The sequence below is a fragment of the Micromonospora sp. WMMD735 genome (assembly GCF_049178995.1).
Lineage (GTDB): Bacteria > Actinomycetota > Actinomycetes > Mycobacteriales > Micromonosporaceae > Micromonospora > Micromonospora wenchangensis.
Map to the genome: position 1 here is coordinate 7391566 of NZ_JBMHMJ010000002.1, position 19362 is coordinate 7410927.

Consider the following 19362-nt stretch of genomic DNA (forward strand, 5'->3'; position numbering starts at 1 on the left):
CCCGTGCGACGGGACGCGGAGCCGTATCAGCGCAGGTCAGCCCGGGTTGATCCGGTCGCTGGCCGGGACGGCCGCGCACTGTACGACGCGGTGCTGCTCGACCGCGACGGCACCCTGATCGAGGACGTGCCGTACAACGGCGACCCCGACAAGGTACGGCCGGTGCCCGGCGCGCGGGCGGCGCTGGACCGGCTGCGCGCCGCCGGGCTGCGGCTCGGCGTGGTCACCAACCAGTCGGGGCTGGCCCGGGGGCTGTTCACCGCCGCCCAGTTGCGGGCGGTCAACGCCCGGGTCGAGGAGCTGCTCGGCCCCTTCGACACCTGGCAGTGCTGCCCGCACGACGAGCGGGCCGGCTGCGCCTGCCGCAAACCCGCGCCCGGTATGGTGCACGCCGCCGCGCGGGCGCTCGGCACCACCCCGCAGCGCTGCGTGCTGGTCGGGGACATCGCCGCCGACCTGGGGGCCGCCGCCGCGGCCGGTGCCGCCGGGGTGCTCGTGCCCACCCCGGCCACCCGGGCCGTCGAGGTGGCCGCCGCCGGGCAGGTCGCCGCCGATCTGTCCGCCGCCGTGGAGTTGATCCTGACCCGGTCCGCCCTGGTCGCCGGGCCACCGCCGCGCCGGGCCGGCACCGTGCTGGTGGCCCGCAGCGACTCCGCCGGGGACGTCCTGGTCACCGGCCCGGCCGTGCGGGCCGTCGCCGCGTACGCCGAGCGGGTCGTGCTGCTCTGCGGCCCCCGGGGCCGCGCCGCCGCCGCCCTGCTGCCCGGCGTCGACGAGATCGTCGAGTGGCCGCTGCCCTGGATCGACGGCGCCCCCGACCCGGTCGACCCGCAGGACATCGACCGGCTCACCGACCGGCTGCGTGCCGTCCGCGCCGACGAGGCGGTCGTGTTCACCTCCTTCCACCAGTCACCGCTGCCGCTGGCGCTGCTGCTGCGGCTGGCCGGCGTGCCGAGGGTCAGCGCGATCAGCGACGACTATCCGGGCTCGCTGCTCGACGTGCGGCACCGGGTCCCCGCCGGGCTGCCCGAGCCGGAGCGGGCGCTGTCGCTGGCCGCCGCCGCCGGGTTCGCGCTGCCGGCCGGCGACGATCCGCGACTGCGGGTCCGCACCGACCGGGTGCCGCCGGCGCCGGCCGGGCTCGGCGGCCCCGGATACCTGGTGCTGCACCCCGGTTCGGCGGTGCCGAGCCGGGCCGTGCCACCCGAGCTGGCGGCCCGGATCGTGCGGACGCTCACCGCCGCCGGGCACCGGGTGGCGGTCACCGGCGGACCCGACGAGACGGCGCTGACCGCCCGGGTGGCCGGCGACACCGGCCTCGACCTGGGCGGCCGGACGGGTCTGGCCGACCTGGCCGGGGTGCTCGCCGACGCCGGTGCGCTGGTGGTCGGCAACACCGGGCCGGCGCACCTGGCTGCCGCGCTGGGCGTGCCGGTGGTCAGCCTGTTCGCCCCCACCGTCCCCTACGGACAGTGGGGGCCCTACCGGGTGCCGACGGTCCGGTTGGGCGACGCCGCCGCGCCGTGCCGGGACACCCGGGCCACGGTCTGCCCGGTGCCCGGCCACCCCTGCCTGTCGGCCGTCGAACCGGGCCGGGTCCTCGACGCGGTACGCCTGCTCGGCGTCCCCGCCGACGCCCCGGTCGGCCCGGCCGGGGTGACGCGGTCCGGGGTGACGCCGGTGACGGCCGGGCGGGGGAGTGACCGATGAACATCCTGCTCTGGCACGTGCACGGCTCCTGGACCACGTCCTTCGTGCACGGCAGGCACCGCTACCTGGTGCCGGTCACCCCGGACCGGGGCCCGTACGGGCTGGGCCGGGCGCGTACCTACCCGTGGCCGGACAGCGCCGTCGAGGTGACCCCGGAGCAGTTGCGTCACGCCGACGTCGACGTGGTGCTGCTGCAACGCCCCGAGGAGCACGACCTGGCCGGCGAGTGGCTCGGCCGGCCGGTGGGTCGGGCCGTGCCGGCGGTCTACGTCGAGCACAACACCCCGAAGGGCGACGTGCCTGACACCCGGCACCCGATGGCCGACCGGGACGACCTGCTGCTCACCCACGTCACCCACTTCAACGAGCTGTTCTGGGACAACGGGTCCACCCGCACCGCCGTCGTCGAACACGGCGTGGTGCCGCCCGCGGTGACCTGGACCGGTGAGCTGGACCGGCTCGCCGTGGTGATCAACGAGCCGGTACGCCGGGGCCGGATCACCGGCACCGACCTGCTCGCCCGGTTCGCCGAGATCGCCCCGCTGGACGTCTTCGGCATGAAGGTGGCCGGGCTCGCCGACCACCTCGGACTGCCGGCCGACCGGCTGACCAGCCACGACGACGTCCCGCAGCACCGGATGCACGCCGAGCTGGCCCGGCGGCGGGCCTACCTGCACCTGTGCCGGTGGACCTCGCTCGGGTTGAGCCTGATCGAGGCGATGACGATCGGCATGCCGGTGGTCGCGCTGGCCACCACCGAGGCCGTGCAGGCGGTGCCCCCCGGGGCGGGGGCGCTGTCCACCCGGGTCGACACCCTGCTGACCGCCGCCGCCCGGTTCGTCGCCGACCCCGCCGAGGCCCGCCGGGCGGGTGCGCAGGCGCGTACCGCCGCGCTGGGCCGTTACGGCCTGGACCGTTTCCTCGCCGACTGGGACCGCCTGCTGGAGGAGGAAGTATGCGCATCGCGATGATCTCCGAGCATGCCAGCCCGCTCGCCGTGCTGGGCGGTGAGGACGCCGGTGGGCAGAACACGCATGTCGCGGAACTCTCCGCCGCGCTGGTGGCGGCCGGCCACGACGTCCGGGTCTACACCCGGCGCGACGCCGTCGACCTGCCGGTCGCCGTGCGTGCCCCGGACGGGTACGAGGTGGTGCACGTGCCCGCCGGGCCGGCCGAGCCGGTCGCCAAGGATGCCCTGCTGCCGCACATGAAGGAGTTCAGCCACTGGCTCACCGACCGCTGGCGGGGCGGGGACTGGGTGCCCGAGGTGGTGCACGCGCACTTCTGGATGAGCGGGCTGGCCGCGTTGGCCGCCGGCCGGCAGACCGGGGTGCCGGTGGTGCAGACGTACCACGCGTTGGGCACGGTCAAGCGACGTCACCAGGGGGTGCAGGACACCAGCCCGGCCCGGCGGATCGGCTACGAACGGGAACTGGGGTGCGCCGTCGACCGGGTCGTCGCCCAGTGCCGCGACGAGGTGGGGGAACTGGTCCGGCTCGGCGTCCCCCGGTCCCGGATGACCGTCGTGCCGTCCGGGGTGAACCTGGACACCTTCGCCCCGCTCGGCCCGGCCGTCGACCGCGACGCCGACCGGCCCCGGGTGCTCACCGTCGGCCGGCTGGTGGAACGCAAGGGCTTCCAGACGGTGATCCGGGCGATGGCCCTGGTGCCCGACGCCGAGTGCGTGGTCGTCGGCGGGCCGCCCGCCGGGTTGCTGGAGACCGACCCGTACGCCCGGCGACTGCGGGCGCTCGCCGGCACCTGCGGGGTGGCCGACCGGGTCCGGCTGGTCGGGGCGGTGCCCCGGGAGGAGATGGGCCGCTGGTACCGGTCGGCCGACGTGCTGGTCGCCGCCCCCTGGTACGAACCGTTCGGGCTGACCCCGCTGGAGGCGATGGCCTGCGGCGTGCCCGTCGTCGGCACAGCGGTCGGCGGCATCCGGGACACCGTGGTCGACGGGGTGACCGGTGACCTGGTGCCGGCCCGGGACCCGCAGGCGCTGGGTGCCGCGCTGGCCGGCCTGCTCGGCGACCCGGCCCGCCGCTACGGCTACGCCACCGCCGCGTTGCAGCGGGCCCGCCGCAGCTACTCGTGGGCCACCGCCGCCGACCGGTTGACCGAGGTGTACGCCGAGGTCGCCGCCGTACGCAGGCCGAGCCGGGTGGTCGCCTGATGACGACCTCGACCCGGGCGGCGCGGGCCGGCCTGCTCGACGCGCACCTGACCCTGCTGGCCGAGGCGCTGCTGCCGTACCGTGCGGCGGAGCCGTTGCTGGCCCGCTGGGGCACCGAGCTGGCCGGCATCCTGGTCGGCGGCGGCCGGTTGCTGGTCGCCGGCAACGGGGGCAGCGCCGCCGAGGCCCAGCACCTCACCGCCGAACTGGTCGGCCGGCTGCGCGACGAGCGCCGGCCGCTGTCGGCGATCGCCCTGCACGCCGAGACCTCCGCGTTGACCGCGATCGGCAACGACTACGGCTACGACGAGGTCTTCGCCCGGCAGGTGCGGGCCCACGGCCGTCCCGGTGACGTCCTGCTGCTGATGTCCACCAGCGGGTCCAGCGGCAACCTGCTCGCCGCCGTGGCGGCCGCCCGGGAGGTCGGGCTGCGCTGCTGGGCGTTCACCGGCCCGACACCGAACCCGCTCGCCGACGCCTGCCACGAGGCGCTGGGCGTCGCCTCGCCGGACAGCCAGGTGGTGCAGGAACTGCACCTGGTCTCCACCCACGTGCTCTGCGAGTACGTCGACCGGGCGTTGCCCACGGCGCTGACCGCGCTGGCCGGCCAGGCGGCGGCCAGCGCCGCCGCGTCGCCGGCCCCGCCCGTGGACCCCGCCGGCCCCCCGGTGGATCCGCCCGGGGCGGCGGACCGGTCGGTGGCCGACGACGGGCCGGTACGGGCCGGGGTGGAGGTGGTCGTCGACCCGGCGGCCGACGGGCGACGCGGGGACCCGGCGTGAGGGGCCCACTGGTGGTGGTCGGGGACACCCTGCTCGACCGGGACGTCGAGGGGGTGGTGAACCGGCTGTGCCCCGACTCGCCGGTGCCGGTGCTGGACGAGACGGCCGCCGCCGACCGGCCCGGCGGGGCCGGCCTGGCCGCCGTGTTCGCCGCCGCCTCGGGTGCCGAGGTGGCGCTGGTGACCGCGCTCGCCGACGACGCCGGGGCGGCCCGGCTCAGCTCCCTGCTCACCGCCGCCGGGGTGCAGGTGTACGGCCTGCCGCTGGCCGGGGCCACCCCGGAGAAGGTCCGGCTGCGGGCCCGGGGCCGGGTGCTGCTGCGCCACGACCGGGGCGGCGTGGCGGGCGAACCCGGCCCACCCACCGAGGCGGTGCTGCGGCTGCTCGCCGGGGCGTCCGCCGTGCTGGTCAGCGACTACGGCCGGGGGATGGCCCGACAGCCGGCGCTGCGGGCGGCGCTGGCCGCGACCCGCGCCCCGGTGGTCTGGGACCCGCACCCCCGGGGCCCGGTCGCGGTGCCGGGGGTGCGGCTGGTCACCCCGAACGAGCCGGAGGCCCGGGAACTGGCCAAGGTGCCGCCGGGCGGGTCCCGGCTGGCGGTCGCCGCCCGCGCCGGCCAGGGGCTGCGGGAACGCTGGCGGGCCGGCGCGGTGGTGGTCACCCTCGGTGGCGACGGTGCGCTGCTCTGCTCCGCCGGGGCGACGCCGCTGATGGTCTCCGCGCCGGTCAGCGCCGAGGGGGACACCTGCGGGGCGGGGGACCGGTTCGCCTCGGCCGCCGCGGTGGCGCTCGCCGGGGGCGCGCTGGTCTCCGAGGCGGTCCAGGCGGCCGTCGGGGCGGCGTCGGCGTACGTGGCGGACGGCGGAGTGGCCGCCGCGCTGCCCGTACCGGTGCGGGACTGCCCGCCGGTGCTGGTCGGCGGCGGGGAACGGATCGGGGCCGCCGCGGCGGGCGCGGTGGTGGCCGAGGTCCGCGCGGCCGGCGGCACCGTGGTCGCCACCGGGGGCTGCTTCGACCTGCTGCACGCCGGGCACGTGGCGACGTTGCAGGCGGCCCGGCAGCTCGGCGACTGCCTGGTGGTCTGCCTGAACTCCGACACCAGCGTCACCGGCCTCAAGGGCCCCGACCGGCCGGTGATCCCGCAGGGCGACCGGGCCCGGCTGCTCGCGGCGTTGAGCTGCGTCGACGCGGTGGTGGTCTTCGACGAACCGACCCCGCACGCGACGTTGGGCTGGCTGCGGCCCGACATCTGGGTCAAGGGCGGGGACTACGCCACCGGCGTCGGCGACGGACCGGGCCTGCCGGAGGGCGAGCTGTTGCGCCGGTGGGGCGGGGACAGCGTGGTGGTGCCGTACCTGGACGGGCGCTCCACCACCGACATGATCGCGGCGGCCCGGGGCGAACGCCGGCGCACCGGCCCGACCGGCGACGTGCGGCCGGAACCCGCCGGGTCCCGCCCGGCGCATCCGACGACGAAGGGAGCACGATGAGCAGCAGTCCACCCGGTGCCGGTCCGGCCGTCCTGGTCACCGGCGGGTCGAGCGGTCTCGGCGCGGCGGTGGTCACCGCCGTCGCGCGGGCCGGCGGACGACCGCTGGTGCTGGACCGGCAGCCCCCCGACGACGGGGTGCCGTGGGTCGAGTGCGACCTGGCCGACACCCGGGCCGCCGAGGAGGCCACCCGGGACCTGGCCGAGCGGGTCGGCGGGCTGGACGCGGTGGTGACCGCCGCCGGCATGGACGTGCCCGGCAAACTGGCCGACGTCCCCCGCGACACCTGGGAACGGATCGTCGTGGTGGACCTGCTCGCCACGGTGGCGGTGGTCCGGGCCGCGCTGCCCTACCTGGAGGCGTCCCGGGGCAACGTCGTCACGGTCGCCTCCACCCTGGGTGTCAAGGCGGTCGGGGACGCCACCGCGTACTGCGCGGCGAAGTTCGGGGTGGTCGGGTTCACCCGGTCGCTCGCCGCCGAGCTGGCCGGCAGCGTCGGGGTGACCCTGCTCATCCCCGGCGGGATGCGGACCGCGTTCTTCGACGACCGTGACCCGCAGTACCGCCCGGGGCCGGACGCGAAGCTCAACGACCCGGCCGACACCGCCGCCGCGATCATGTTCGCGCTCTCCCAGCCGCCCGGCAGCGCCGTGCGGGAGCTGGTGGTCTGCGCCGAGCAGGAGACCTCGTACCCGTGATCCTGGTGCTGCGGGCGCTCGGCGTCGGTGACCTGGCCACGGCGGTGCCCGCGCTACGCGCCCTGCGGGCCGGGCACCCGGGCGAGGAACTGGTGCTGGCCGCGCCGGCCTGGCTGGGCCCGCTGGTCGAGCTGGTCGGCGGGGTCGACCGGCTGCTGCCCACCGACGACCTCGGCCCGCCGCCCTGGCCCGTCCCGCCGTCGGCCGGCCGGTGGCCCGGCCCGCCCCCGGATGGCGTGCCGCCGTGGTCCGGGCCGCCGCCGGAGGTGGCGGTCAACCTGCACGGACGCGGGCCGCGTTCGCACCTGATGCTGGCCGGCGCGGGCCGGCTGGTGGCCTTCCGGTGCCCGCCGGCCGGGCACCGCGACGGACCCGACTGGGACGACGACGAGCACGAGGTGGACCGCTGGTGCCGGCTGCTCGACTGGTACGGCATCCCGGCCGACCGCACCGACCTGGCGTTGCGCCGGCCACCTGCGGGCCGGCTGCCGGTCGGGGTGACCGTGGTGCACCCGGGCAGCAAGGTCGAGGCGAAGCGGTGGCCGGCGGACCGGTTCGCCGCGCTGGCCCGGCGGCTGGCCGACCGGGGGCACCGGGTGGTGGTGACCGGCTCGGCCGGCGAACGGGACCTGGCCGACCGGGTGGCGGCCGGCGCCGGCCTGCCCCACTCGGCGGTGCTGGCCGGCCGGACCGACCTGGGTGAGCTGGCCGCCCTGGTGGCCGCCGCCCGGCTGGTGGTCAGCGGGGACACCGGGGTCGGTCACCTGGCCACCGCCTACCGGGTCCCGTCGGTGCTGCTGTTCGGCCCGGTGCCGCCGGCCCGCTGGGGCCCGCCGGCCGACCGGCCGTGGCACCGGGTCCTCTGGGCGGCGGGCGAGGATTGCGCCGCCGGGCCGGGGGTAGGTACGGCGGCGAGATGGGCGGCGCTCCCGGTCGACCGGGTGCTGGCCGCCGTGGACGAGGCCGAGGAAACGGTACGGGTCTGAGGTGCGACTGAGGCGCAGTGATCCGGGTCGGGCGGGCTACGGGCGTCGCCGGCGCGGCAAGGGCTGGACCTTCCTGGACCGGCACGGTGAGCGGGTCCGGGACCCGGACACGCTGGCCTGGTTGTCCGAGCTGGTGATCCCGCCGGCCTGGTCCGACGTGTGGATCGCGCCGTACCCCAACGGGCACATCCTGGCCACCGGCACCGACGCCGCCGGCCGACGGCAGTACCTCTACCACCCGCAGTGGCGGCGCAAGCGGGACGAGGCGAAGTTCGACCACGTGCTGGAGGTGGCCCGTCGGCTGCCGACCCTGCGCGAGCGGATCGCCGGTGACCTGACCGGGCGGGGGCTGAACCGGGACCGGGTGCTGGCCACCGTCGCCCGGCTGCTCGACATGGGCGCCTTCCGGGTCGGCAACGAGCAGTACGCCGTCGGGGAGGACGCCACCTTCGGCGTGTCCACCCTGCGTCCGGAGCACGCCCGGTCCCGGGGCGGCTGCGTGGTCTTCGAGTTCCCGGCCAAGGGCGGCATCGAGCAGGTCCGCCGGATCGAGGACCCGCAACTGTGCCGGGTGCTGACCACCCTGCGGCGGCGGCGGCGTACCGAGGAGCGGCTCTTCGGCTACTGGGACGGGCGGACCTGGCGGGACGTGCGCAGCGACGAGGTCAACGGCTACCTGCGCGACGCCAGCGGCGGCGAGATGACCGCGAAGGACTTCCGCACCTGGCACGCCACCGTCCGGGCGGCCACGGAACTGGCGACCGTGGGGACGCAGCGTTCGGTGACGGCGCGTCGCCGGGCGGTGGCCGGGGTGATGCGGGAGGTCGCCGACCTGCTCGGCAACACCCCCACGGTGGCCCGTACGTCGTACGTGGATCCCCGGGTGGTCGACCTCTACCACGACGGCGTGGTGCTGCCGGTGCCCGCCGACGCCCCGCGGGAGCAGGTCGAACGGTCGGTGCTGGAGCTGCTGGAGGAGACCTGACCGACCCCGCCGCAGGTCCTGGGGGAGGCGCGACGGGGTCGGGGCCGGTGCGGCCGGGAGGGCCATCCGGGGCGACGGCGGTCGCGCGCCGGGCGGGCTGCGGCACCGGGCGGCCGTCCGTGACCCATCCGGGTCACGGACGCCACGCCGCGGTCCCCCGTTACCGTCGGGCCGGCCGCTCGGGTGACCGCCGGCCCGCTGTCAGTATGTCGGTCCCGGGTTGACTGCGGACGCCGTGCTGTTGACGATCCGTGCCTGTTGCAGGTGCTGTATCCGGTACTCCTGGGGGGTGAGCCGGTGGGCGGCGCGGAAGGCCCGGCTGAAGTGGGCCTTGTCCCGGAAACCCCAGCGCGCGGCGACGGCCTGCACCGGCCGGTGGGCAAGCGTCGGGTCGGCCAGGTCCCGCCGGCACCGCTCCAACCGCAGCTCCCGGATGTACGACGCCACCGTGGCGTGCTCCTCCTCGAAGAGCCGGTGCAGGCTGCGTACCGAGATGTGGTGCGCCTCGGCGATGGTGGCCGGGGTCAGCCCGGCGTCGCCGAGCCGCCGCTGGACGTACGCCCGCACCTGGGTGAGCAGCGCCCGGCGGCGTACCTCGCGGGGCATCTCGTCCTCGGCGACCAGGTAGCGGCCGAGCATGGTGGAGATCAGGTCCAGCGCCACCCCGCCCAGCCGTTCGGCGTCGGCCTGCTGGTACTGCTCCGGATGGGTGGCGATCCGGGTCAGGTAGTGGGCGACCAGCGCGCCGATCCCCTCGCCGGCCGACATCCGGCCGGCCAGCAGCGGGGCGAGCTGGTCCGGGGTGAGCGGGATCGCCCCGTACGGGATCAACGCGACCACCGAGGTGGCGTGCTGCGCGTCGCCGTCACCGAAGTGGCTCACCTCGTGCGGCCGGGAGCCGTCGTAGAAGGTGAACTCATCGGCGTCGAGGCGGCTCCGGCGCCCGGCCTGCCCGGCGACGCCGGTGCCGCTGGTGGTGAGGGCGAGCAGGTGGAAGTCCACCTCGGTGCGGCGGACCAGCTTCGCGGTGCGGACCGCCTCCAGCGACGGGTACCGGTAGCGCACCAGCCGGATCGGGCCCAGCTCGACGAACTCGGCGCGGGCCCGGAAGTCGTGCTGGTGGTCGGAGCGGATCCGCAACGGTGTGGAGGTGCGGGCGACCAGGTCCAGCCACATCCCGAACCGTTCCGTCGGTGGCAGTTGTTCAGTGTCGATCACCGTGCGGTGCACCATGTCCGGCCTCCCCCGTCGGCGGGCACTTCCCCTCCATTCTGGACGAAGACCCCACGGGCCCGCTCCGCGCGGGGGTCGTGGGGTCTGTCGATGCCGCTGTTTCGCCGACATAGCGGCATCGGAGCGCCCGGGATACCGCACGATCGGCGACCTCGGGTCGATCACCACCACGAAACGGCGACGGGCCGGGCCGCCGTCAGGCTGGCCCGGCCCGTCGCCGTGGGTCGACGTCAGTCGTTGAGGACCTGGGAGAGGCGGTCGCGGAACTTCCGCTCCGAGTCGCTGACCTGGTCGCCGCCGAGGCCGAGCAGCCCCCCGCTGGACGCCGCCCCGACCACCTGGTCGGCGATCTCCACCAGCCAGTGCCGGTACGCCCCGACCTCGCCCTCGTCCACCTTCGCGGCCAGCAGGGTGGCCGCCTGTCCGGCCCGGACCAGCACGTCGTCGATGAGCGCCTGCGGGTCGGCCGGCGAGATCACCGGCAGTTCCTCGCCGGCCTCCGGGTCGCCCACCCGGGAGACGATCTCCCCGGCGACGGCGGCGACGAGCGGGCTCGCCGACTCCCGGCCGGCGGCGATGGTCTCCAGCCCGGCCGCGTTCTCGGCGCGGGTGCGCCGGGCGCCGTCCGACTCGGCGGCGCTGGCCGCGGTCAGGACCGACTGCGGCAGGCCGACCAGCAGCCCCCACTCCTCGTCGGAGAACCCGAACCCGGTGTACGCCGGCTGTTCGATCACGACTGAGCCCCTCTCGATCGTTCCACTGCGGGCACCGCCCCCGGCGGTCGCCCGGGTCAGGCTAGTCCAGCGTCAGCAGACCCTGTTCGGACACCACGCGCACGGAGAGCGTCTTGTAACCCACCTCGTCGAAGAGCACCGTCATCCGGTCCTCCTCGTAGTTGAGCACCAGGCCGGGACCCCACTCCGGGTGCCGGACCTGGCTGTGCACCGGGAACGGGCCGACCGCGCCGTCGCTCGCCACGCTGGTGCCGGCGTGGCAGTTGTCGCAGTGCCCGCAGACCTGCGACATCTGCTCGCCGAAGTAGGCCAGCAGCACCTGCCCCCGGCACCCGGTGGTCTCGGCGAAGGCGCGCATCATGTCGGTACGCGAGCGGGTCACCGTCTGCTGCCGTTCGGCCTCGGCCAGGGCCGCCGCGCCCGCCTCCGCCGGGGTGGGGGAGTAGCGCGGTGCGCCGATCTTCTGCCCGGCCCGGGGTTCGGCCGCCCCGATCTGCTCCAGCAGGGCCAGGTACTGCCCGAGCTTGCGCGGCCCGAGGCCGGTCGTCTCGCGCAGCGCCTTCTTGGTCGTCGCCCGGCGACGCAGCAGCGCGGCCAGGTCCCGCAGTTCGGTCTCGTCCGGCAGGCCGCCGGAGAAGTAGCGCTGCAGGCCGACGTCCTCGGCCCGCCACAGCAGCAGCACCCGGGCCGGCGCACCGTCGCGCCCGGCCCGGCCGATCTCCTGGAAGTAGCTGTCCGGCGAGTCGGGCAGCGCCATGTGCACCACCCAGGCGATGTTCGGCTTGTCGATGCCCATGCCGAACGCCGAGGTCGCCACCATGATCGGCACCTGGTCGGCGAGGAACGCCTCGTGCAGCCCGTGCCGGGCGGCGGTGGGCATCCCGCCGTGGTAGTACTCCGCCGGGAACCCGGCCGTGGTCAGCCGTGCGGCCAGCTCCTCGGCGGCCCGCCGGGTCGGCACGTAGATGATGCCGGGCCGCTCGTCGTCACGCAGCAGCGCGATCAGCCGCCGCCAGCGGTAGTCGTCGGTGGGGCAGTGGGCGACCTCGACGAACAGGTTCGGCCGGTCCAGCCCGGAGACCACCACCTCGGGGTCGCGCAGCCGCAGCCGGGCGATGATGTCGTCGCGTACCGGCGGGGAGGCGGTGGCGGTCAGCGCCACCACCGGCGGCCGGCCCAGACCGTCGATCAGGTGGCCCAACGCCAGGTAGTCGGGGCGGAAGTCGTGCCCCCACGCCGAGATGCAGTGCGCCTCGTCGATCGCCACCAGGGCCGGTTGCAGCGACCTCACCTCGGCCATCCGGTCGGGGTTGGCCAGCGCCTCCGGGGTGATGAAGAGGAACTCCGCCCGCCCCTGCCGGATCTCCTCGATCGCCTCGGCCTGCTGGGCGGCGCTCTCGTCCGAGCTGATCCGCACGGCGCGCAGCTCGGGGCGCTGGCGTTCGTTGAGCGCGGCGATCTGGTCCTGCTGAAGGGCCAGCAGGGGGGAGATCACCACCGTCGGCCCGGGGATCAGGCTCGCCGGGATCTGGTAGATCGCCGACTTGCCGGCTCCGGTGGGGAGCACCACCAGGGCGTCGCGTCGTTTCATCACCGCGCGCATGGCGGCGAGCTGGTTGGGCCGCAGCGCTTTCCAGCCGAACAGGCTGCGCGCCGCGCGGCGCAACGTCGTCGAGTGCATGGACAGCTTCATCGAGGGCCGGAGGTACCCGGGTGGATCGGCGGCGAAACCGCTCCCACCGGATCGGGCACACCGCCCACGGTGGCCGGTACGTCGCAGGTCAGGCGCGGTGACCGGGCGCGCACACGTGATCGACCACGGGTCACCGACGGCGGTGCGTGTCGGTGACCCGTGGACGGTGGAATTCAGCTCAGGTGGGGGAGCACCTCGCGCTGGTAGAGGTCGAACAGGCCCTGCCAGTGCGGGCCGGTGTTGGCGACGTAGACCTCGTCGAAGCCGGCCTTGGCGTACCTGTCGATCATCTCCAGGTGGGCGTCGGCGCTGTCGCCGCAGACGAAGCCCTGCCGCACCTGATCCGGCGTGACGAGTTGGGCAGCCTGCTCGAAGTGCCGGGGGGAGGGCAGCACCTGGGACAGCTCGCCCGGCACCCCGGCGTTGGGCCACGTCTCGTAGGCGATCCGCGCGCCCTCGTCCGCGGTGTCGGCGTACGCGGCCTTGAAGCCGGCCTGGCACGGCTTGTCGCCGCCGCCGTTGTCCCGGAACCGGCTGACCAGGTCGCCGTCGGGCATCATGCTGACGTAGCCGTCACCGATCCGGGCGGCCAGGTCGACGGCCTTGGGCCCGAAGCCGGAGACGTACACCGGCGGGGGCGCGTCGGGCAGCGTGTAGACGCGGGCGTGTTCCACCGTGTAGTGCCGGCCGTGGTGGTTGACGAAGTCGCCCCGCCACAGCTCCCGCATCACCGTCACGGCCTCCTCCAGCATCTCCAGCCGCACGTCGGTCTGCGGCCAGGCGTCGCCGAAGATGTGTTCGTTGAGCGCCTCGCCGGTGCCGACGCCGAGCACGAACCGGCCGGAGTGCATGACGGCGCTGGTCGCCGCGGCCTGCGCCAGCACCGCCGGGTGGATGCGGACCGTCGGGCAGGTCACCGCCGTGCTCACCGGCAACGAGCTGACCTGGCTCAGCGCCCCGATGACGGACCAGACGAAGGGGCTCTGCCCCTGGGCGTCCGTCCACGGGTGGTAGTGGTCGGAGATCCACAGTGCCTGGAAACCGGCCCGCTCGGCGGCCCGGGCCTGCTCCAGCAGTTGCGCCGGGGTGTACTCCTCGCTGGACAGGAAGTAGCCGATCTTCATGGTGCCCCCTCGCCGGGCCCGCCGCCGGGTGCGGCGCGACCTCCGCCAGCGGTACCCCGGTCGGCGGGTGATCAGTCGGCCGGCGGCGGCCGAACTCAGCGGCGGCCGAACATGGCCCGGATGGCGGCCAGCAGCAGCAACCCGCCGACCACCAGGCCGAGCAGGCGTACGCCGGGGATGTCGGCCGGTGAGGTGGCGTCGGCGAGCGGCAGGTCCATGCCCGCACTGTCGCACGTCCCTCCGACCGACGCCAGACAGTAACAGTAAGGTTTATTGACTATTACCTTGCCCGGTGTGACCATGGCAGCACCGCGACGGCATCGGGCCGTCGACACGCGACGGGGGTACCGGGGCCGGATGAACGAGCGCAACCTGGCGGGTCTGGCCGCCACCGTCCTGCAGCCCGGCTTCGTCGGCACCACCCCGCCCGACTGGGTCCGTCGGTGGCTGGCCGAGGGGCTCGGCGCGGTGGTGCTGTTCGCCCGCAACGTCGTCGACCCCGGGCAGGTGGCCGCGCTCACCGCGACGCTGCGCGCCGAACGCCCCGACGTCCTGGTGGCCATCGACGAGGAGGCCGGGGACGTCACCCGGATCGAGTCCGGCCGGGGCAGCTCCCGTCCCGGCAACCTCGCCCTCGGCGCGGTCGACGACCCGACGCTCACCGAGGACGTGGCCCGCGACCTCGGCGTCGAACTCGCCGACCTCGGCGTCACCCTCAACTACGCCCCCGACGCCGACGTCAACATCAACCCGGCCAACCCGGTGATCGGGGTGCGGTCCTTCGGCGCCGACCCGCACCTGGTCGCCCGGCACACCGCCGCCTGGGTACGCGGCCTCCAGTCCGCAGGCGTCGCCGCCTGCGCCAAGCACTTCCCCGGCCACGGCGACACCCGGGTCGACTCGCACCACGACCTGCCCCGCATCGGGGCCAGCCGGGCCCGCCTGGACGCCGGTGAGCTGGTCCCGTTCCGGGCCGCCGTCGCCGCCGGGGTGCAGGCGGTGATGACCGGGCACCTGCTGGTCCCCGCCCTCGACCCCGACCTGCCGGCCACCCTCAGCCACCGCATCCTCGGTGACCTGCTCCGCGAGGAGTTGGGCTTCTCCGGCGTGGTGGTCACCGACGCGGTGGAGATGCGCGCCGTCGCCGACCGGTACGGCTTCGCCGGCACCGCCGTCCGGGCCCTCGCCGCCGGGGCGGACGCGATCTGCGTCGGCGGCGAACGCGCCGACGAGGCCGCCGCCCGCTACCTGCGCGACGCGATCGTGGCCGCGGTGCTCGCCGGTGAGCTGCCCGAGGAACGCCTCGCCGAGGCCGCCAAGCGGGTCGGTCAGCTCGCCGAGTGGAGCACCGCCGCCCGCGCCGGCCGGCCCGACCCCGCCCCGCGTCCCACCGACGGCTCGCCGGTCGGCCTGACCGCCGCCCGGCGGGCGGTGCGGGTCAGCGGCGACGCGGTCGGCCGGCTGCCGCTGACCGCCGCCGCGCACGTGGTCGAGTTCGCCGCACCGCACAACATCGCGATCGGCGCGGAGACCCCGTGGGGTCTCGGGGCACCCCTGGCCGACCTGCTCCCCGGCACCACCACCGTCCGGCTCACCGAGGCCGACCTGCCCGCCGACCCGACCGGTGCGGCGGCCGGCCGGCCCCTGGTGCTGGTGGTGCGGGACCTGCACCGGCACCCGTGGATGCGGGCCGCGGTCGACCGGGCGCTGGCCACCCGGCCGGACGCCGTGATAGTCGAACTCGGCCTGCCCGAGCTGGTCACCGGCGGCCTGCACCTGGCCACCCACGGCGCGACCCGGGCCGCCGCCCGCGCCGCCGCCGAACTGCTCACCGGAACCCGCTGACCCGCCCGCTCAGCGGTCCGCCGGTTCCCCCTGCTCGGCCAGCCGGTCCAGCTCGGCCAGCAGCCGGTCCACCTCGTCGACGGTGTTGTAGTGGTAGACGCTCGCCCGTACCGCCCCGCCGCTGTCCCGCAGGCCGAGCGCCTGGAAGTACTCGTAGGCGTAGTAGTCCCCACTGGACAGGCAGAGCCCGGCGGCCCCCAACGCGGCGGCCAGCCCGGCCGGCGTCCACCCGGCCAGCCGGAACGACACCGTCGGGCAGCGCCGCACGCCGGCCGGCAGGACGGCGACCGCCGGCCGGGCGGCCAGCCCTTCGGCCAGCCGGGCGAACAGCGTCCCCTCGTGATCCTGCGCGGCGGCCAGCCCGGCGCGGACCCGGGCCCGCCGGTCACCGGTGGCCGTCGGGTCCAGCCCGGCCAGGTGGTCGACGGCGGCGGCCACCCCGGCGAGCAGCGGGAAGCTCGGCGTGCCGGCCTCGAACCGGTCGGGCACCGCGTCGGAGGAGGGGACCAGCTTGGCCGGGCGCAGCCCCGCCCACCGGGCCGGGTCGGCCACCACCGCGGCCAGGTGCGGCCCGGACCACTTGTAGGCGCTGGTGACGAGGAAGTCGGCACCCGTGGCGGCCAGGTCGGTGGGGCCGTGCGGCACCGAGTGCACCCCGTCCACGCAGACCAGCGCGCCGGCCGCGTGGGCCGTCGCGGCGATCGCCGCCACGTCCGGCATGGTGCCGGTGGCGTTGCTGCCGGCGGTCACCGCCACCAGCCGGGTCCGCACGCCGACCAGGTCGGCGTACTGCCCGGCGGGCAGCTCACCGGTGGCCGGGTCGAACTCGGCCCAGCGTACGGTCGCCCCCGCCGCCTCGGCCGCCTGCACCCAGGGCCGCACGTTGGCGTCGTGGTCGAGCCGGGAGACCACCACCTCGTCCCCGGGGCCCCAGTCCGCGCCCAGCGTCCGGGCCAGCGTGTACGTCAGCGCGGTCGCGCTCGGCCCGAGCACCACCCCGTCCGGTGCGACGCCCAGCAGGTCGGCCACCGCGGTGCGGGCCCCCGCCACCAGCTCCAGCGACCGGCGGCCGGGCAGGAAGGCGGTGCTGCGGTTGCCCACGGCGATGCGCATCGCCTCGGCCACCGCGTCGATCACCGTCCGGGGGGTCTGGGTGCCACCGGCACCGTCGAAGTGGGCGAAACCCTCGGCGAGCGCGGGGTACGCGGCCCGGGTACGGGTGATGTCGAACGGCATGCCCGGACCCTAGCCCGCCGGACCGACCCGAAGATCCACCCGGGTGGCGGGGTGGGCTGCGTCTCGTACCCTTGGTGGGGTGACGAAGCGAAGCGCCACCACCCCCACCCCCCTCCGGCGGACCGCCGGCCTGCTGGCCGGCCTGGCGCTCGGCGTGGCCGTGCTGGCCGGATGCAGCTCGGACGGCGCCGACACCGACTGTGGCCTGGACGCCTGCACGGTCACCTTCGACCGGGGTGTCGACGCCCGTGCCTCCATCCTCGGCGTCGAGGCGAAGCTGATCGGCGCGCAGGGCGACCAGGTGACCGTCGAGGTCGCCGGCGAGCAGCTCTCGTTGACCATCGGCCAGCAGGCCACCGAGGTGGGTGGCTTCGCGGTCACCCTGGACAGCGTCACCGACCAACAGGTGCAGATCCGGGTGTCGCGCAACGCCGGCAGCTGACCTGCACGCCGGGCGCGGGCACCACGTTTGGGGATCTTCCCGAACGGAGATTGTGGGCCCATGTCACTCACCCGGAACGCCGAAGCCACCGCTAGCCGCACCGCGGACAGCCGCTGGCTGGAACTCCTCGCCCGGGCCGGTTTCATCGGCTACGGGATCGTCCACCTGCTCTTCGCCTGGATCATCCTCCAGATCGCCTTCGCCGGTTCCGGCGAGGAGGGAAACCAGAACGGGGCGCTGCGTGCCCTGGGCGCCCAGCCGATGGGCAAGTTCCTGCTGATCGCGATCGCCGTCGGCCTGATCGCGATGGCCATCTGGCAGGCGCTGGAGGCGGCCGTCGGCCACCACGCCAAGCGCGGCAAGGAACGTCTCTTCGAGCGGATCGCCTCGGCCGTCCGCACCGTCGTCTTCCTCTGGCTCGCCTGGACCTCCATCCAGGTGGTGCAGGACGCCAGCTCCAACAGCGCCGACCAGCAGGAGCAGTTCAGCGAGAAGCTGATGGCCTCCAGCGGCGGCCGTGGTCTGGTCGGGTTCGCCGGCCTGGTGCTCGCCGCCGTCGGCATCGGCATGGTGATCTACGGCTACAAGAAGAAGTTCGAGCGCAACCTCAAGACCAACGAGATGAACGGCAAGACCCGGCAGACGGTCCGCCGGCTGGGCATGGCCGGTTACATCGCCCGGGGCGCGGTGTTCGCCGTCGCCGGTCTGCTGATCGTCGTCGCCGCGATCAACTACGACCCGGAGAAGGCCCGTGGCCTGGACGCCGCGCTGCGGACCCTGCGGGACCAGCCGTACGGGCCGTTCATCCTGGCGCTGATGGCGCTCGGCATCGCCGCCTTCGGGGTCTACTGCTTCTTCCAGTCCCGGTTCCGCAAGATCTGAGCCTGGTCGATACCGGAAACGCCGGGCACCATTGGGCCTTTGCCCGATTGCGATCAGCCCGGCCGGAGGGAGACAACCACGTGCAGGACTACCTCGAGACGATCGCCGCCGCGGCCACCGCGGCGGCGATCGCTCTGTTGCTCGTCGAGGTGGTACACCGGCTGATCCGCCGGCTCGGCCGGCGGTCCCACCTGATGACGGAGTTGACCGCGCACGTCCACCGGCCGTTGCAGGTGGCCGGCACGGTGGTGGCCGTCCAGTTCGCGGTCCGCTGGACCACCGGCTACGCGGTGGGCACCGGGTGGCGGCAGGCCGTGCTGCACATCCTGGTGCTGGGGGTGGTCGCCGCGGTGGCCTGGCTGGTCGCCTCCCTGCTGGTGGTGGCGGAGGACACCGCGCTGGCCCGGTTCCTGCGGGTCGACGTGCCCGACAACCGGCACGTCCGGCGGGTACGCACCCAGGTGGTGCTGCTGCGCCGGCTGACCATCGTGGTGATCGTGGTGCTCGCCGTCGGCGTGATGCTGATGACCTTCCCGGCGGTACGCGGCGTCGGCGCGGGCGTGCTCACCAGCGCCGGTGTGGTCGGTGTGGTCGCCGCGCTGGCCGCGCAGAGCCTGCTCGGCAACGTCATCGCCGGCCTCCAGCTCGCCTTCAGCGACGCCGTCCGCCTCGACGACGTGGTGGTGGTCGAGGGGGAGTGGGGCCGGATCGAGGAGCTGACGCTCAGCTACGTGGTGGTCCAGATCTGGGACGACCGGCGACTGATCCTGCCCACCTCGTACTTCACCAGCACCCCGTTCCAGAACTGGACCCGGACCGAGGCGGCGGTGCTCGGCACGGCCGAGTTCCACCTCGACTGGTCGGTGCCGGTGCAGTCGATGCGGGAGGAGCTGCGCCGGCTGGTCGAGAGCACCGACCTGTGGGACGGTCGGGTCTGCGTGCTCCAGGTCACCGACGCCACCGGCGGTGCGATCAAGGTGCGTGCCCTGGTCAGCGCCGCCGACGCCGGCAGCCTGTGGGACCTGCGCTGCCTGGTGCGGGAGCACCTGGTCGGCTGGGTCCGCGACCACCGGCCGACCGCGCTGCCCCGGACCCGCGCCGAGGTGGGCGACGGCGCCGGCAACCTGCCGTGGCAGTGGGTGCCGCCGCGGCGTCAGGTCCGCCGCCGCGCCGAGGGCGAGCTGCCCGACGACGCCCGGGTCTTCGGCGGCAGCGACGACGGCGATGCCCGCAGCGAGGCGTTCGTCGGCCCGGACCAGGACGCCCGGGGTGAGGCCGTCACCGTCGGTGCGGACCCGGGGGGCGACGCCCGCCGCTGAGCCACCCACAGCCCCGTCCCGCCCCCGCGA

General features: G+C 75.4%; 18 protein-coding genes. 12 read left to right on the forward strand and 6 right to left on the reverse strand.

Going from position 1 to position 19362, the window contains the following annotated elements; genetic code table 11:
* Positions 1-3 precede the first annotated feature (3 nt).
* Genes ACN268_RS32065 through ACN268_RS32100 form a run of 8 tightly spaced genes read left to right on the forward strand, consistent with a single transcriptional unit; the run spans position 4 to position 8824 of the window.
* Positions 4-1710: an HAD-IIIA family hydrolase gene (locus tag ACN268_RS32065; protein ID WP_421486725.1), complete on the forward strand. Its 1707-nt coding sequence runs from the start codon at positions 4-6 to the stop codon at positions 1708-1710.
* Positions 1707-2681: a glycosyltransferase gene (locus ACN268_RS32070; protein WP_421486726.1), complete on the forward strand. Its 975-nt coding sequence runs from the start codon at positions 1707-1709 to the stop codon at positions 2679-2681. The genes ACN268_RS32065 and ACN268_RS32070 overlap by 4 nt, the downstream gene beginning before the upstream one ends.
* Entirely contained in the window at positions 2666-3883 is a 1218-nt protein-coding gene (locus tag ACN268_RS32075) for a glycosyltransferase (protein WP_421486727.1), read from the forward strand. Before ACN268_RS32070 ends, ACN268_RS32075 begins: the two co-directional genes overlap by 16 nt.
* The gene (locus ACN268_RS32080) at positions 3883-4665 is read left to right on the forward strand and encodes a D-sedoheptulose-7-phosphate isomerase (protein WP_421486728.1); all 783 of its coding nucleotides are present in this window, start codon (positions 3883-3885) and stop codon (positions 4663-4665) included. The genes ACN268_RS32075 and ACN268_RS32080 overlap by 1 nt, the downstream gene beginning before the upstream one ends.
* Positions 4662-6155, forward strand: coding sequence for a PfkB family carbohydrate kinase (locus tag ACN268_RS32085; protein ID WP_421486729.1), 1494 nt, complete (start codon positions 4662-4664; stop codon positions 6153-6155). Before ACN268_RS32080 ends, ACN268_RS32085 begins: the two co-directional genes overlap by 4 nt.
* Positions 6152-6853: an SDR family oxidoreductase gene (locus ACN268_RS32090; RefSeq protein ID WP_421486730.1), complete on the forward strand. Its 702-nt coding sequence runs from the start codon at positions 6152-6154 to the stop codon at positions 6851-6853. Before ACN268_RS32085 ends, ACN268_RS32090 begins: the two co-directional genes overlap by 4 nt.
* Positions 6850-7839, forward strand: a complete 990-nt coding sequence (locus tag ACN268_RS32095) for a glycosyltransferase family 9 protein (protein ID WP_421486731.1) — start codon at positions 6850-6852, stop codon at positions 7837-7839. Before ACN268_RS32090 ends, ACN268_RS32095 begins: the two co-directional genes overlap by 4 nt.
* Position 7840: 1 nt before the next feature.
* Positions 7841-8824 (forward strand): DNA topoisomerase IB, encoded by a 984-nt coding sequence (locus ACN268_RS32100; RefSeq protein WP_421486732.1) that lies wholly within the window; start codon positions 7841-7843, stop codon positions 8822-8824.
* Positions 8825-9025: 201 nt separating this feature from the next.
* Here the strand turns inward: ACN268_RS32100 and ACN268_RS32105 are convergent, their stop codons facing one another.
* From ACN268_RS32105 to ACN268_RS32125, 5 genes are all read right to left on the reverse strand, one after another.
* Positions 9026-10057 carry a helix-turn-helix domain-containing protein gene (locus ACN268_RS32105; protein ID WP_421486733.1) on the reverse strand — a complete coding sequence of 344 codons (1032 nt, stop codon included), beginning with the start codon at positions 10055-10057 and terminating at the stop codon, positions 9026-9028.
* 230 nt (positions 10058-10287) lie between these two features.
* Positions 10288-10791: a hypothetical protein gene (locus ACN268_RS32110; RefSeq protein WP_421486734.1), complete on the reverse strand. Its 504-nt coding sequence runs from the start codon at positions 10789-10791 to the stop codon at positions 10288-10290.
* Positions 10792-10852: 61 nt separating this feature from the next.
* On the reverse strand, positions 10853-12484 hold the full coding sequence (locus ACN268_RS32115) for a RecQ family ATP-dependent DNA helicase (RefSeq protein ID WP_421486735.1): 1632 nt from the start codon (positions 12482-12484) through the stop codon (positions 10853-10855).
* Between the two features lie 173 nt (positions 12485-12657).
* On the reverse strand, positions 12658-13608 hold the full coding sequence (locus tag ACN268_RS32120; protein ID WP_421486736.1) for a TIGR03557 family F420-dependent LLM class oxidoreductase: 951 nt from the start codon (positions 13606-13608) through the stop codon (positions 12658-12660).
* 95 nt (positions 13609-13703) lie between these two features.
* On the reverse strand, positions 13704-13826 hold the full coding sequence (locus tag ACN268_RS32125; protein WP_269756964.1) for a hypothetical protein: 123 nt from the start codon (positions 13824-13826) through the stop codon (positions 13704-13706).
* A 139-nt stretch (positions 13827-13965) separates the two neighbouring features.
* Between ACN268_RS32125 and ACN268_RS32130 the strand changes: the two genes are divergently transcribed.
* Complete coding sequence (locus tag ACN268_RS32130) at positions 13966-15453, forward strand: glycoside hydrolase family 3 protein (protein WP_421486737.1); 1488 nt, start codon at positions 13966-13968, stop codon at positions 15451-15453.
* 9 nt (positions 15454-15462) lie between these two features.
* On the opposite strand, the gene ACN268_RS32135 is transcribed toward ACN268_RS32130, so the two are convergent.
* Entirely contained in the window at positions 15463-16689 is a 1227-nt protein-coding gene (locus tag ACN268_RS32135) for a cysteine desulfurase-like protein (protein ID WP_421486738.1), read from the reverse strand.
* Positions 16690-16768: 79 nt separating this feature from the next.
* Between ACN268_RS32135 and ACN268_RS32140 the strand changes: the two genes are divergently transcribed.
* The 3 genes from ACN268_RS32140 to ACN268_RS32150 all read left to right on the forward strand — a co-directional run bounded on the left by ACN268_RS32140 (position 16769) and on the right by ACN268_RS32150 (position 19332).
* Complete coding sequence (locus ACN268_RS32140) at positions 16769-17131, forward strand: hypothetical protein (RefSeq protein WP_145918850.1); 363 nt, start codon at positions 16769-16771, stop codon at positions 17129-17131.
* A gap of 60 nt (positions 17132-17191) precedes the next feature.
* Positions 17192-18013 carry a DUF1206 domain-containing protein gene (locus ACN268_RS32145; RefSeq protein WP_204927661.1) on the forward strand — a complete coding sequence of 274 codons (822 nt, stop codon included), beginning with the start codon at positions 17192-17194 and terminating at the stop codon, positions 18011-18013.
* Positions 18014-18093: 80 nt separating this feature from the next.
* Entirely contained in the window at positions 18094-19332 is a 1239-nt protein-coding gene (locus tag ACN268_RS32150) for a mechanosensitive ion channel family protein (RefSeq protein WP_204927660.1), read from the forward strand.
* Positions 19333-19362: the final 30 nt, after the last annotated feature.